The sequence below is a fragment of the Mesorhizobium sp. B4-1-4 genome, assembly GCF_006439395.2.
Classification (GTDB): Bacteria; Pseudomonadota; Alphaproteobacteria; order Rhizobiales; family Rhizobiaceae; genus Mesorhizobium.
Genome location: NZ_CP083950.1, coordinates 794415 through 808267, shown reverse-complemented (window position 1 = coordinate 808267; position 13853 = coordinate 794415). Strand labels below are relative to the sequence as shown.

Here is a 13853-nt window from a genome sequence, read left to right as displayed (position 1 = left end):
AAGTGATCGCGTTCTGTCCGCGCGACAGCGAACCGAGACCCGCCTACCGGCGCTTCCTGGGTTTTTCCAGCAGCGCGACAGCCTCGACATGGGATGACCACAGGAATTGATCGATCGGCGTTACGCTTTTCAGCGTGTAGCCGCCGTCGATAAGGATGCGCAGGTCGCGAGCCAGCGTCACCGGATTGCAGGAAACCGCGGCAACGAACGGAACATCCGAGCGGGCGATCTGCTTCGACTGATCCTCGGCACCGGCCCGGGGCGGGTCGAAGACAAGACCGTCGAAGGCATTCAACTCCTTGAACGTCAGCGGGCGCCGGAAGAGATCGCGGCGTTCGCCCGTCACCCGCTTGATGCCAGTCGCGAAGCGTGATGCCCGGTCGAGCGCCGAGAGTGCGGCCGCATCGCCTTCCACCGCGTGCACCTCCGACTTCGCCGCCAACCGCAAGGCAAAGCTGCCGCAACCGGCGAAGAGATCGGCGACCTTCTTGGCACGCTTCAGATGTCCGCCGACGATCTCGGCCATGGTCCGTTCGGCTGCCTCGGTCGCCTGCAAGAAGGCGCCTGGCGGCAGGGCGACGGCGACACCGCCGAACATGACGACAGGCTTCCTTGGTTCGATGATGATCTCGTCATCGACGGACAATCTGGCGAAGCCTTGTGCGATGACAAAATTGGAGGCGATACGGCGCTGGTGTTCGCCGAGCTTGCCGGATTCGTGTGCCGTGACATCGAGGCCCGAAGCCGTCACGGTAACCGCCATCCGGAACGATTTCGTGGTGGCGCATATCAATTCCGCCAGCGCCCTCAACTGTCCGAGCGCCGCGACGATCCCGGGCAGCGAGATCGGGCATTCCGATATGGGGATGATTTCCGGCGACAGGTGACGATTGAAGCCGAGCAGCATGCCTGTTTCGGCGCGCCGGGCGGCAAGCACAACGCGGCGGCGCGTGTGCGGCGCGCAGGCGACCAGTTCGCCTATGCCGCACTCGATGCCCTTGCCTTTCAGGGCGTGCACTACCTTCTCGCGTTTCCACTGGCGATAGGCCTCGGCCTCGAAATGCTGGAGGGCGCAGCCGCCGCATTCGGTGAAATGGCGGCAGGCGGGGTCGATGCGCAACGGCGAGGCTTCCAGCACCGCCATCACCGAGGCGCGGTCTCTTTCACGCGCGGCGGTGACGATCTCGCCGGGCAGCGTGAACGGGATGAAGAGATCGCCGCTTTCGGTCTCGGCGATGCCGTCGCCCTGGGCGCCCAGTTTCCTGATTGTGAAGCGCGCGCTCATCGATCCTTGATCCCACCGAGCAGGAATTCGCGATTGCCGTCGCCACCTTCGATCGGCGACGGACGCAGGCCGAGCGAGCGCCAACCTGGAATGGAGTCGAGCCAATCCTGTAACAGGCCGGCGACACGGGCGGCATCGAAGGGGTCTTTCAACAGGCCGCCCTTGCCGATCGCCTCGCGACCCGCCTCGAATTGCGGCTTGACCAGAAGGATCGCGGCGGCACCGGACTTCGCAATGGCAAGCGCCGGCGGCAGCGCCAGTTTCAGCGAGATGAAACTAACGTCTGAAACAATGAAATCCGGAACACGGCCAGCAAGATCCGCGACTGTCAGGTCGCGGGCGTTCAGCCCCTCGATCACCGTCACGCGCGGATCCCCGGCGATGTCGGGATGCATCTGGCCGTGACCGACATCGATTGCCGTGACATGGGACGCGCCGCGTTCGAGCAGCACCTGGGTGAAACCGCCGGTCGCGGCGCCAATGTCGAGCGCCTCCCGGCTGGCCGGGTCGAGGCCGAAATGGTCGAGCCCGGCGATCAACTTCAGCGCCGCCCGTGAGACATAGCCCTGGGCCGGATCATCGACCGATATGACGCATTGCGGCTGAACGGCCTGGCCAGGCTTGCGGGCAATGGCACCGTCAACCGTCACCGTGCCCCGCTCGACCGCGTCGCGGGCGCGAGAGCGGCTGGCAAACAGGCCGCGCTGGACGAGCAGGTCGTCGAGCCGCTGGCGTGTGCTGGCTGGCAAAGGCGAATTCATCGGCCTTCTCTGACGAAAGCCGGTCGCGAAGGCAAGGACATTGGGCACGACAACGAAAGAGCGGCGACCGAATCGAGCCTCGCGGCTTGCGTGCACCGCGTGAGGTCCGGCAAAATGACGGTCGATGGTGATGCCGAACGGCGGGAGGAAAAATGCTGATCGGAACCTGCCACTGTGGCGCAACCCGCTGGACGCTGGAAGGCGATCCCGGCCCGGTGACAGCCTGCAACTGCACGCTTTGCCGCCGCTATGGCACGCTTTGGGCCTATGACTATGTCAACGAACGCATTCGCGTTGCGGGACCGATGGCCAGCTATACGCGGGCGGGAAAAGACACGCCGTCGCTTGAAATCCTGTTCTGCCCGACCTGCGCCTGTGTGCTTGCGTGGCGCGGCTTGCGCGCCGATGCCTCGGGCCGAACACGCATTGCCGTCAACGTCCGGCTGGCGCCGCCGGAAACTGTCGCCGAGTTGCCGATCGACCATTTCGATGGCCTCGACACTTACGAAGACCTGCCGCGTGACGGCCGTTGTGTTCGCGACATGTGGTTCTAGGCTTTGTCTTGACGCAATTCCGGATGGAAAACCGCTTCACACTTTTCCTGGAATTGCTCTAGAAAATGGTGCGCGAAACCTGGCGCTCGACGGCTGGAGACAAACCGTCGTCCTGTTTCCCCGAAGCCTGCTCACGAGCATGCCCGGTCGCAACGGCGATTGCAGGCTCCGGCAGCACCACAAGCTGCGGCACCTGCTTGTAGGAGAAGCCGCCGCGGATATCGCCCATCTTGCCGGCGACAATGCCCAGCGCCGCTTTTTCCAGATTACGGTCATAGCGCGTCTCGGCGACGGCCGGCGCGACCACGATGCCCAGAAGGGCCGTGCCACACAGAAGCGTCTTCATTCCAACTATCTCCCTGCCTGACGTCGATCTAGCAGGGCGCCGTTGAAAAACGGCCAAGGGACACGGTAAGCAAAACGCCAAACGGCAGTGTTAACAAGGCGTTACGAAACCGAGCCGGCAAACCGATTCAAGCGCTTGAGATTTTGATTCAGGCGCGCTGGGCGTGCACCGTATGCCCGAGCGCCGTGAATACGGTGCGCACGATGCCGGCAGCGTCAAGGCCGGCATCGGCATACATCTTTTCCGGTTTGGCATGGTCGGTGAACGCGTCGGGCAGCACCAGCGGGCGCACCTTCAGGCCGCTTTCCAACAGCCCTTCATGGGCGAGGAACTGCAGCACGTGGCTGGCGAAACCGCCGATGGCGCCCTCCTCCACCGTCACCAGAACCTCATGCGAGCGGGCCAGCCGCCGGATCAGATCCTCATCGAGCGGCTTGGCGAAGCGGGCATCGGCAACGGTGGTGGAAAGCCCGGCCGCGCCGAGCTCCTCGGCAGCGGCAAGGCAATCCTGCAAGCGCGTGCCGAACGACAGCAGCGCCACCTTGGTGCCTTCCCTGACGATGCGGCCTTTGCCAAGTTCGAGAACCGAGCCGCGTTCCGGCATGTCGACGCCGACGCCGTTGCCGCGCGGATAGCGGAAGGCGATCGGGCCATCATCGTAGCTGGAAGCGGTGCGCACCATGTGGCGCAACTCCGCTTCGTCGGCGGCGGCCATCACGACAAAGCCCGGCAGGCTTGCCAGGAAGGTGGTGTCGAAAGCGCCGCAATGGGTGGCGCCATCGGCGCCGACGAAGCCGGCACGGTCGATCGGGAACCGCACCGGCAGTTTCTGGATCGCGACGTCGTGGACCACCTGATCATAGGCGCGCTGCAGGAAGGTCGAATAGATCGCCGCGAACGGCTTGTAGCCTTCGGTTGCGAGACCGGCCGCGAAGGTCACTGCATGCTGCTCTGCGATGCCGACATCGAACGTCCTGGACGGGAACACTTCGCCGAACAGGTCAAGCCCGGTGCCGGTCGGCATGGCGGCGGTGACGGCGACGATGCGGTCATCCTCGCGCGCCTCCTGAATCAGGCTTTCGGCGAACACTTTGGTGTAGGCAGGTGCGTTGGCCGGCGCCTTGGCCTGCGCGCCGGTGATGACGTCGAACTTGTTGACGCCATGATACTTATCGGCGGCGGCTTCCGCGGGTGCGTAGCCCTTGCCCTTCTGGGTCACGACATGGATCAGCACCGGGCCTTCGCCATTGTCGCGGACGTTCTTCAGCACCGGGATCAGATGCTCGAGATTGTGACCGTCGATCGGGCCGATGTGATAGAAGCCGAGTTCCTCGAACAGCGTGCCGCCGGTGACATAGCCGCGCGCATGCTCGACCGCCCTGGTGATGGCGCGATCGACGCGCTTGCCCAGATAAGAGGTCAGCTTCTTGCCGAAATCGCGCAGGCCGACATAGGCCTTGCCCGAGGCGAGCCGCGCCAGATAGGCACTCATGGCGCCGGTCGGCGGCGCGATCGACATGTCGTTGTCGTTGAGGATGACGATAAGGCGGGCATCGAGCGCGCCGGCATTGTTCATCGCCTCATAGGCCATGCCGGCCGACATGGCGCCGTCGCCAATGACGGCGATGACGTTGTTGCGGCCACCGGCGAGGTCGCGGGCGGCGGCCATGCCGAGGCCGGCCGAGATCGATGTCGAGGAATGGGCGGCGCCGAAGGGATCGTATTCGCTTTCGGCGCGTCGGGTGAAGCCGGACAGGCCGCCTTCCTGGCGCAGGGTGCGGATGCGGTCGCGGCGGCCGGTCAGAATCTTGTGCGGGTAGGCCTGGTGGCCGACATCCCAGATCAGCCGGTCATCCGGCGTGTTGAAGACATAATGCAGCGCCACGGTCAGTTCGACCACCCCAAGGCCGGCGCCGAGATGGCCGCCGGTGTGGGATACGGCATCGACAAGTTCGGCGCGAAGCTCGGACGCCAGTTGCGGCAGATCGCTCTCGTCCAGCGCGCGCAAATCCGCCGGGATGCGGACCTTGTCAAGAAGCGGCGTATGCGGCGTTGCGTTCACGGGTGCTCAGGCTTTCTGTTCATCGGCGGGATAGGCTGCCAGCCGGCGAAAGTAAATGCGTGTCGGTGACGCGGAGCAATCCGCCCGTCAGCTCTCGGGCAGCGGGATGAATTCCTTGTCATCTCCTGGAACGATATCGAAGCGGCCTGTCTTCCATTCCTGCTTGGCCTGTTCGATGCGCTCCTTGGACGAGGAGACGAAATTCCACCAGATGTAGCGCTTCGAGCCAAGCGAAGCGCCGCCGAAAAGCATGAAATGCGCACCGGTTTGCGACGATACGATGATCTCGTCACCAGGCCGGAACACCAGCAGCCGCTCCGCCGGAAACACATCGCCCGAAATCGAAACCTCGCCTTCCAGCGTATAGATGGCGCGTTCTTCCGCGTCGGGCGGGATTTTCACGCTGGCGCCCCGCGCCAGGCGCAGGTCGGCGTAGAGCGTTTCGGAATCGGCCCTAACAGGGGAGCGCAGGCCCTGGAAATCACCGATGACAACGCGGCCGCTGACGCCTTCGGCATCGATCTCGGGAAGGCGCAAGACAGCCGTGTTCTCGAACACCGGCGCCACTTCCTCCTTGTCGTCTGGCAAGGCAAGCCATGTCTGCAGGCCCGAAATCGACATTGGCGCGCCGCGCAATTCCTCCGGCGTGCGCTCGGAATGCACGATGCCGCGGCCGGCGGTCATCAGGTTCACATCGCCGGGCTGGATGACCATTTCGGTGCCCAACGAATCGCGATGCCGGATCTTGCCGTCAAACAGATAGGTGACCGTCGACAGGCCGATATGGGGATGGGGACGGACATCGAGCGCCTGGCCGGCGCGCAGGATCGCCGGCCCCATGCGGTCGAAGAAGATGAATGGGCCGACCAGACGCCTCTTGGCGGTTGGCAAGGCTCGGCGCACCTCGAAGCCGCCAATATCCTTGGCGTTCGGGATGACCATCAGTTCGATCTGATCGCTGGCAAAGGCATCGCCGGCTTCAGGGTCCTTCCCCGGGAAGAAGCTCATGAACTCTCCTTGTCAGCGGTCCAGACCGCCTTGGCCGCATCAGGCAAAACGGAGCGCCGCCTTTGCCCGAAGTCTGGCCGCCACCTCTTCGCGGTTACGCGGATGCTGGTTTGTTTCGAGGGAATCGAGCAGTTCCCGCGCCGATGCCGCGATGGCCTCCACCGCATGGTCGAACGCATGCTGGTTCTGCTTCGAAGGACGCGTCGTCCCGCTCAGCTTGCGGACAAATTGAAGTGCCGCGTCGCGAACTTCATCGTTGGTTGCCGGCGGGTCAAAATTGAACAGGGTCTTGATGTTTCTGCACATCGCTTCCGTTTCTCCTCTTGTCCTGGAGCCGTTCCAATCCGGACGAGCTTGATCCTCAATCATGATCGTGTCCAAAAACCGGCGAGGCAAGACCGTCATCGCGACCCTGCCTCAGTCCGCGTCGAGCGGTTCCGTTCCAACCGGCTTTCCGTCGCGCGACAGCCTGATCTTCTCGACCTTGTCCTCCGCAGCCTTCAGCAACCGGTCGCAATGCGCCTTCAGCGCCTCACCGCGTTCATAGATCCGGATTGACTGATCGAGCGGCACGTCGCCACGCTCCAGGTCATCGACGATCTTCTCCAGCGCATCGAGTGCCTGCTCGAAGCTCATCGCCTTGACGTCTTCATTGGTCTCACCAGCCATTATTCATCCTTTCATCAGCCGCGCGACATGGGCCGCGACCGAAAATGCCAATCCCTGCAGATCGTAGCCGCCCTCGAGCAGGCTGACGAGCCGGTTGTCGCCGTGACGCGCGGCGCGTTGCATCAGCTGGCCCGTCGCCCAGTCGAAATCATCCTCGGTCAGATTGATCTCGGCCAGCGGGTCGCGGTGGTGCGCGTCGAAGCCGGCCGAAATGATGATCAGATCGGGCGCGAATTTGTCGAGCGCCGGCAGGATCCGCGACAGGAAGGCATCGCGAAACACCTCGCTGCCAGTCTGCGGCGCCAGAGGCGCGTTGACGATGTTGCCAGCGCCGGTTTCGTTCTTCGCGCCGGTGCCGGGATAGAGCGGCATCTGATGCGTCGAGCAATAGAGCACCGAAGGATCGTCCCAGAAAATATCCTGTGTGCCGTTGCCGTGATGCACGTCCCAATCGACGACGGCGACCCGCTCGGCGCCATGCTTCCTCTGCGCATAGCGGGCCGCGATCGCCGCCGTGTTGAAGAAACAGAAACCCATGGCGGTGGTTTTCTCGGCATGATGGCCGGGCGGCCGTGCTGCGACGAAGGCATTGTCGGCCCGGCCAGTGAAGACGTCGTCGACGGCCGCATTGGCGGCACCGATCGCGGTGATCACCGCCTGCCAGCTCTTCGGACTGGCGGTGGTGTCGGCATCGACGCGGGCGATGCCCTCTTCGGGGATGGCGGCGCGCACACGCGCGACGAAATCGGCCGGATGCGCATAGAGGATAGTGGCTTCATCTCCTTCCGGCGCCTTGACCCGTTCGAGCGCGGCAAAGGCTTCGTCGTCGAGCACGCGCTCGATAGCGCGCAAGCGGTCCGGCCGTTCGGGGTGGCCGGGCGGCGTGATGTGTTCAAGGAAGATAGGGTGCGTGTAGAGACGGGTGGCCATCGTCCCTATCTAGTGCCCCGACACGGCAATGGCCATGCGTTGCGGCTTGATCGCTGGGGAAAATCACGTCTGCGTCCATTCGCGTCGCTGCGGGGATTGGCGCGGCCGGGGCTTCGGGGTAAGGTCGCCACCACTGCCTGGTGCCCGCCGGCCTGTTTGTTCTCAGTCGCATTATGCGACGCCAAGTGAAATCCACTTGGCTGCAAATGCTCTGGCGGGAGAATCGGGAACACGGTTGAATTCCGTGGCGTGCCCAACGCTGTAAGGGGGACCGCGCCGGTAAATGCCACTGTCGATGACGGGAAGGCACCGGACGCGGGTTGATCCCGAGCCAGAAGACCGGCCTGGCAGGCATCGTCACCCGCATGGTCAGGCGGGCGGCATTGATTTGAAGTCGCAAGGGGACAAGCGATGCCGGAAGCCATGACCGCTCCTGTGGGCGATGGATTTGACCAGATGGCGCGCGACGCCGTCTACCGAGCCATGTTCACCAGGCGCGATGTTCGCAGCCATTTTACTCCCGAGACCATCGACGACGAGGTGCTGGCTCGGCTGCTGCTTGCAGCCCATCACGCGCCATCGGTCGGGTTCATGCAGCCGTGGAACTTCATCGTCATTCGCGGTGCCGGGCGCCGGGAGAAGGTACGTGACCTGTTCCTGGCCGCGCGTGAACAGGAACTGCCAGCAATCGAGGAAGAGCGACAAGCGCTCTACCGCAAGCTCAAGCTGGAAGGCATCTGCGAAAGCGCGCTCAACATCTGCATCACCTGCGACCGCCAGCGCTCGAAAGGTTCGCCGCTGGGGCGTTGGCACAATCCGGAGATGGATCTCTACAGCACGGTCTGCGCGGTGCAGAATTTCTGGCTGGCGGCACGGGCCGAAGGCATCGGCGTCGGCTGGGTCAGCATCATCGAGCCTGAGGCGTTGAAGCGGCTGTTGGCCATTCCCGAGCACGTGACGCCGATCGCCTATCTCTGCGTCGGCCGTGTTTCCGAGTTCGCGCCCAAGCCGGACCTCGAGACACATGGCTGGGGCCGGCGATTGCCGCTGCCCGAATTGATCATGAGCGAGACGTTTTGCGGCCAGGGCGAGGCGCCGCTCAAATCAGCGGTGTCGAGCCTCTATACCGTCGCCGGCACGCCCGCCAGCCCGGCCGATCAGCGTGTCGCGCCGGCCGTGTCCCAGCGCGAACCACCGAAGGAGGAGAGCGCCTTGTCCTTGAGGTCCCTGAACTTCGACGATGCCTCGGCCAGCCGAGCGTCCCAAGCCGGATCTGGCACCTGGCCGGCGATGGTCTTGAAGTAGACCTGCATCAGGCAGGCGATGGCGAAGGGCTCGATGAAGGCTGCCTTGAAGGCCCAGGCAAAGACGATGGCGAGCACGAAGGCCCAGCCGGCGAGCTGCCCGGGCATGAGGAAAAGAATGGCGCCGGCCGGGGCCAGCATCAGCAGGAAGATGACAAACGACACGCCCCACATGATGATCGCCAGCCAGACGGCGTTCTTGACCATGATCTTGCCGTTCTGGGCGTAGAGCACGACGCCTTGGCGTGCGGTTTCGAATGGCGAGGACGAGTTGATGCGGATATCGTAGCCGAGGATGATCTCGTCGACATAGGTGAGCGACAGGCGGATTACCGTGTTGATGAAAGACACAAGGCCGCTCAGGCCTGGAATGGGCAGGAAAGCGGCTACGCCGCCAAGCAGGCCGGTAATGGCGCGGATAGCGCCCTTGACCAGCTGGTCGACGACGAAAAGGACGTTAGCCTCGGCGAAACGCTCGGTCACGACCTCCTTTGCGTACACGATCTGGTTCTTACCGTCGGGAACGTCACGGCCGTCGATCAGATGGACCATGACGGCGATATGGCCGGCCTTGACGACGTAGAGGATGTATTCGCGGATCCAGTAGACGGCGATCGAGACGGCGCCAAAGCCGACCACGCCGCCCCATAGGGCAAAGGACAGCGGCCCGCCGGGATCGGTGGAGATATGGCCGACGCCATAGCCGACGGAGGCGCCCGTGCCAGTCGCCAGGATATAGGCCAGAGTGATGCCGAAATAGACGATCATGCGAAAAACAATGAAAGGCCAGGTCCGCATCATGATGGACACCGACCTGCCGATATCGAAATCCCACATGCCCCGAATCTCCCCTCAGAGAGGGCTGGGAGGATGCGCTCATCCCGAAGATTGTCAACCGGGGGGCGACGAGAAGAAGCGAGCAGCCGCTCGTTTCGCAAACGTTCGGAATTGGCCGAGGCTTCCGCGACGTCGTCATCCACGGGCGGAGCGACGCGAAGCGGAGCGCAGACCCGAGGATCCATGCCGTAATCTTGATCGAAGATCACAGCGGAGCAGAATTATGGACGTGGCAACACGTCGAAGTCGCGGCATGGATCCTATGGTCTGAGCCGCGTCGCTTCGCTCCTTGCTTCGCCATAGGATGACGAGGCAAGCGGACGCTTCAGTCAATCGCCAACGCAGGTGACCTGCCAGCAGGACCTTTCCGCCGCGTCGATCCCTCGGTGGACTACAGAATCTCGGTCTTGGCGATATGGATGCCAAAACCTTCCAAGCCGACATAATGGCGCTCGCGCGAGGCGATCAGGTTGATCGAGGAAATGCCGAGATCCTTCAGGATCTGCGCACCGAGGCCAATTTCGCGCCATTCGTTTTCGCGCCGGCGCGCCTCTTCGTGATCCTCGCGGTCGCCCGACGCCGGGCGCTTGCGCTCCTGGTGGGCGACGCCAACCGAGCCTTCGCGCAGATAGACGATGACACCGCGCTTACGCTCGCCCATCGCCTTCATGATGCCGTCGAGCCGATGGCTGGTGCCGAAGACGTCGGTCACCACGTCTTCGGAATGCAACCGCACCGGAACGTCCTCGCCGTCGCGGATATCGCCGAAGACCACCGCGACATGATGCATCGTGTCCCAGGGCAACGTATAGGTGAAGACCTGCGCCTTGCCGCCGAGCGTGTCGATCTCCGAGCAAGCCACGCGTTCGACCAGCGTTTCCTTGCGTTGCCGGTAGGCGATGAGATCGGCGACCGAAACCTGCTGGAGGCCATGCTCCTCGGCGAAGGCCGCGACCTGTGGGCCGCGCTTGACGGTGCCGTCGTCATTGACTAGTTCCGAAATGACACCGATCGGCGGCAGGCCGGCGAGTTTGCACAGATCGACCGCCGCCTCGGTATGGCCCGAACGCATCAGCACGCCGCCTTCGCGCGCGATCAGCGGGAAGATGTGGCCGGGACGGACGAAGTCGGAGGCGCCGACATTGCCGTTGGCGAGGTTGCGCACGGTCAGCGTGCGGTCGTCGGCCGAAATGCCTGTTGTCGTGCCGTGCTTGAAATCGACGCTGACGGTGAAGGCGGTGGTGTGGGCTGAATCGTTGTCGGCCACCATCGGCGCAAGATTGAGCCGCTTGGCTTCCTCGCGCGGCATCGGCGTGCAGACGATGCCCGACGTATTGCGCACGATGAAGGCCATTTTCTCGGGCGTGCAGTGGACGGCGGCAACGATCAGGTCGCCCTCGTTCTCGCGCCCGTCATCGTCCATGACGACGACGATCTCGCCGCGTTCAAAGGCACGAATGGCTTCGACGATCTTCTTCTGGTCGTAAGGCATGGACGCTCACTTCGTTCGCAGGGCAGTAGGGGAATAGGGCAGTAAGGCAGTAGGGAAAAGGAAAATATGTTGGGCAGGCAGGCTGCCTACTGCCTACTGCTACTGCCTATTCCCTGCCCTGTCTGTCCTCGATGGCGCAGATAATGATCGGCAATGGCGCAGGCAACCATGGCCTCGCCGATCGGCACGGCGCGGATGCCGACGCATGGGTCGTGCCGGCCCTTGGTCATCACCTCGATGTCATTGCCGTCCTTGTCGATCGACTTTCGCGGCGTCAGGATCGACGAAGTCGGCTTGACGGCGAAACGGGCGACGATCGCCTGGCCGGTCGAGATGCCGCCGAGGATGCCGCCGGCATTGTTGGACAGGAAGACCGGCTTGCCGTCGTTGCCCATGCGCATCTCGTCGGCATTCTGCTCGCCGGTGATGCGGGCGGCTTCGAAGCCATTGCCAATCTCGACGCCCTTGACGGCGTTGATCGACATCAGCCCGGAGGCGATGTCCTGGTCGAGCTTGGCGTAGATCGGCGCGCCGAGCCCTGGGGGGACGCCATCGGCGACGATCTCGATCACCGCGCCGACCGAGGAACCCGATTTGCGGATGCCGTCGAGATACTGCGTGAAAACGGGAATAGAGGCTGGATCGGGGGTGAAGAACGGATTTTCCGGGTCGCCAATAAAATTCCAGTTCCAGTTGGCGCGATCGATCGACTTTTCGCCCATCGACACCAGCGCGCCGCGCACCACCATGCCCGGCACCACCTTACGCGCGAGTGCGCCGGCCGCCACGCGCGCCGCGGTCTCGCGGGCCGAGGAACGGCCGCCGCCGCGATAGTCGCGTATGCCGTATTTGACGTCATAGGTGTAGTCGGCATGGCCCGGCCGGTATTGGCGGGCAATCTCGCCATAGTCCTTCGAGCGCTGGTCGACATTTTCGATCAGCATCGAAACCGGCGTGCCGGTGGTGATCATCGTCTCGCCGTCCTCGTCGAGCACGAAACCGGACAGCACCTTCACTTCGTCGGGCTCACGGCGCTGGGTGACGAAACGCGACTGGCCGGGCCGGCGCTTGTCGAGTTCGGCCTGGATTTCGTCGCGCGTGAAGCGGATACCCGGCGGACAGCCATCCACCACGCAGCCGAGCGCTGCGCCATGGCTTTCGCCCCAGGTGGTGACGCGGAAAAGATGGCCGAACGTATTGTGAGACATGGAAAAGTGCCCTGCCCGGCATCGAAGCCGACTGAAGTCTGCCTTCTATTGGCGTTTTCCACAGGGGTCAAACTGTGATCTGGCGGATTTAGTTTTGACACATTCGGTTGGTTTCTGCTCTGCTCCATTCGCCGTTGAGGATCCGCCGCCACCGTGCCGGCGCAATGACCAAAGAGGACGATGATGCGTACCCTGATTGGCGCTGTTGCCGCCATACTGCTGCTTTCCACCGCCGCTTTCGCCGGGCAGACCGAAGGCTTGATCAAGAAGATCGACAAGGACGCGCTGACCCTGACGCTGGATGACGGCAAATCCTATAAGCTGAACGCCGAGACCGATCTCGACTCGCTGAAGCCGGGCATGGACGTTGTCATTGCCTATGACGTGACCAATGGCGAGAACGTCGTCACCGACATGGAATTGCCGGACACCGAATAGGAGCCTCCGGCTGCGCACGGCCGGATCCATTCCGACAGGCTCGGAATCGAGCTCCCGGATGGACCGGACGAGAGTTAGCACTTGCTAATGCAACTCATTGGTAGCAGTCTCAGCTCGCGGATCCAGTCATCGGCTGGATCGGCGGCGGGAGCAGGACAATGTGCAGCGACTGCGAGGGCGAAGGGATCCGCCGGAGGGATTTCCTCAAGGTCGGCGCGGGGCTCGTCGCGACCGGTTTTGGCGGAGCGATCTGGCCGGCGCGCGCGGCCGAGGGCACTGCGACGCCTCTGCCTCCCGATGAAGCGTTGGCCGCGTTGAAGTCCGGCAACGAACGCTATGTCAGCCATCCGGAACTCTGTTCGATTGACCTTGCCGCGCAGCGGAATGCTGTCGCTACACACCAGGCGCCTTGGGCCACGGTCATCAGTTGCGCCGACAGTCGCGTTCCGCCGGAGCTGATTTTCGGCGGCCACGGCGTTGGAGAACTGTTCGTCGCCCGGAATGCTGGCAACCTCGTCGACACCGCGACGCTCGGCACGGTCGAATATGGCGCGGAGGTACTCGGTTCGCCGTTGATCGTCGTCCTCGCGCACACAAGCTGCGGTGCGGTCAAGGCGGCTTGCGACGTGGTCACCAAGAACGCCACTTATCCGGGCGCGATCGGTCCGATGATCGAGCCGATCTTGCCGGCGGCAATCGCGGTGCGGAGCGAGGCGGGCGATTTTGTCGACAACACGGCTAAGGAGAGCGCAAGGCGGACCGCGAGGCGCCTTGCCGTTTCAAGCAAGCTCTTGGCCGGTCTCACCGGGACCGGGAAGCTGAAGATCGTCGCGGCGATCTACGATCTTGAAACGGGTGTGGTGACCTACCTCGAATGATACGTTCATCCGGGCGACCGCGCTCAGGGTTGGGAGCCTAGCGAACCAACCTCGGATGAATAACCATCATAGCCAGGACAG

At 63.4% G+C, this 13853-nt stretch carries 14 protein-coding genes, 1 pseudogene and 1 riboswitch; of the genes and pseudogenes, 4 read left to right on the top strand and 11 right to left on the bottom strand.

Annotation, left to right across the window (positions count from 1 at the left end):
- Positions 1 to 43: 43 nt before the first annotated feature.
- Positions 44 to 1285, bottom strand: a complete 1242-nt coding sequence (locus FJW03_RS03700) for a class I SAM-dependent RNA methyltransferase (protein WP_140761426.1) — start codon at positions 1283 to 1285, stop codon at positions 44 to 46.
- Positions 1282 to 2046: a TlyA family RNA methyltransferase gene (locus tag FJW03_RS03695; RefSeq protein ID WP_140761429.1), complete on the bottom strand. Its 765-nt coding sequence runs from the start codon at positions 2044 to 2046 to the stop codon at positions 1282 to 1284. Before FJW03_RS03695 ends, FJW03_RS03700 begins: the two co-directional genes overlap by 4 nt.
- 152 nt (positions 2047 to 2198) lie before the next feature.
- Between FJW03_RS03695 and FJW03_RS03690 the strand changes: the two genes are divergently transcribed.
- Positions 2199 to 2600, top strand: a complete 402-nt coding sequence (locus FJW03_RS03690; RefSeq protein WP_140761432.1) for a GFA family protein — start codon at positions 2199 to 2201, stop codon at positions 2598 to 2600.
- 58 nt (positions 2601 to 2658) lie between these two features.
- On the opposite strand, the gene FJW03_RS03685 is transcribed toward FJW03_RS03690, so the two are convergent.
- From FJW03_RS03685 to FJW03_RS03660, 6 genes are all read right to left on the bottom strand, one after another.
- On the bottom strand, positions 2659 to 2946 hold the full coding sequence (locus FJW03_RS03685) for a hypothetical protein (protein ID WP_140611116.1): 288 nt from the start codon (positions 2944 to 2946) through the stop codon (positions 2659 to 2661).
- Positions 2947 to 3094: 148 nt separating this feature from the next.
- Positions 3095 to 5008: a 1-deoxy-D-xylulose-5-phosphate synthase gene (gene dxs / locus FJW03_RS03680; protein WP_140761434.1), complete on the bottom strand. Its 1914-nt coding sequence runs from the start codon at positions 5006 to 5008 to the stop codon at positions 3095 to 3097.
- A gap of 87 nt (positions 5009 to 5095) precedes the next feature.
- The gene (locus FJW03_RS03675) at positions 5096 to 6016 is read right to left on the bottom strand and encodes a pirin family protein (RefSeq protein ID WP_140761437.1); all 921 of its coding nucleotides are present in this window, start codon (positions 6014 to 6016) and stop codon (positions 5096 to 5098) included.
- Positions 6017 to 6055: 39 nt separating this feature from the next.
- Positions 6056 to 6322 carry a DUF2277 domain-containing protein gene (locus FJW03_RS03670; protein ID WP_140761515.1) on the bottom strand — a complete coding sequence of 89 codons (267 nt, stop codon included), beginning with the start codon at positions 6320 to 6322 and terminating at the stop codon, positions 6056 to 6058.
- A gap of 111 nt (positions 6323 to 6433) precedes the next feature.
- Entirely contained in the window at positions 6434 to 6685 is a 252-nt protein-coding gene (locus tag FJW03_RS03665; RefSeq protein ID WP_013532792.1) for an exodeoxyribonuclease VII small subunit, read from the bottom strand.
- A 3-nt stretch (positions 6686 to 6688) separates the two neighbouring features.
- A complete protein-coding gene (locus tag FJW03_RS03660; RefSeq protein ID WP_140761440.1) occupies positions 6689 to 7615 on the bottom strand; it encodes a histone deacetylase family protein in 927 nt (308 codons plus the stop codon).
- A 180-nt stretch (positions 7616 to 7795) separates the two neighbouring features.
- Positions 7796 to 7978: riboswitch (cobalamin riboswitch) on the top strand.
- A 48-nt stretch (positions 7979 to 8026) separates the two neighbouring features.
- Between FJW03_RS03660 and bluB the strand changes: the two are divergent.
- Positions 8027 to 8608, top strand: a pseudogene (gene bluB, locus FJW03_RS03655) (5,6-dimethylbenzimidazole synthase); the annotation flags it as partial.
- Positions 8609 to 8772: 164 nt separating this feature from the next.
- On the opposite strand, the gene FJW03_RS03650 reads toward bluB, so the two are convergent.
- From FJW03_RS03650 to aroC, 3 genes are all read right to left on the bottom strand, one after another.
- Positions 8773 to 9756, bottom strand: a complete 984-nt coding sequence (locus tag FJW03_RS03650; protein ID WP_226890576.1) for a hypothetical protein — start codon at positions 9754 to 9756, stop codon at positions 8773 to 8775.
- Between the two features lie 391 nt (positions 9757 to 10147).
- Positions 10148 to 11248 carry a 3,4-dihydroxy-2-butanone-4-phosphate synthase gene (gene ribB, locus FJW03_RS03645; RefSeq protein WP_140611106.1) on the bottom strand — a complete coding sequence of 367 codons (1101 nt, stop codon included), beginning with the start codon at positions 11246 to 11248 and terminating at the stop codon, positions 10148 to 10150.
- A gap of 86 nt (positions 11249 to 11334) precedes the next feature.
- Entirely contained in the window at positions 11335 to 12456 is a 1122-nt protein-coding gene (gene aroC / locus FJW03_RS03640; RefSeq protein WP_140761445.1) for a chorismate synthase, read from the bottom strand.
- Between the two features lie 183 nt (positions 12457 to 12639).
- Here aroC and FJW03_RS03635 point away from each other — a divergent pair, with 183 nt between their 5' ends.
- Together FJW03_RS03635 and FJW03_RS03630 are read left to right on the top strand one after the other, a co-directional pair.
- Positions 12640 to 12894: a DUF1344 domain-containing protein gene (locus FJW03_RS03635; protein ID WP_140611134.1), complete on the top strand. Its 255-nt coding sequence runs from the start codon at positions 12640 to 12642 to the stop codon at positions 12892 to 12894.
- 158 nt (positions 12895 to 13052) lie between these two features.
- Positions 13053 to 13772, top strand: coding sequence for a carbonic anhydrase (locus FJW03_RS03630; RefSeq protein WP_140761448.1), 720 nt, complete (start codon positions 13053 to 13055; stop codon positions 13770 to 13772).
- Positions 13773 to 13853: the final 81 nt, after the last annotated feature.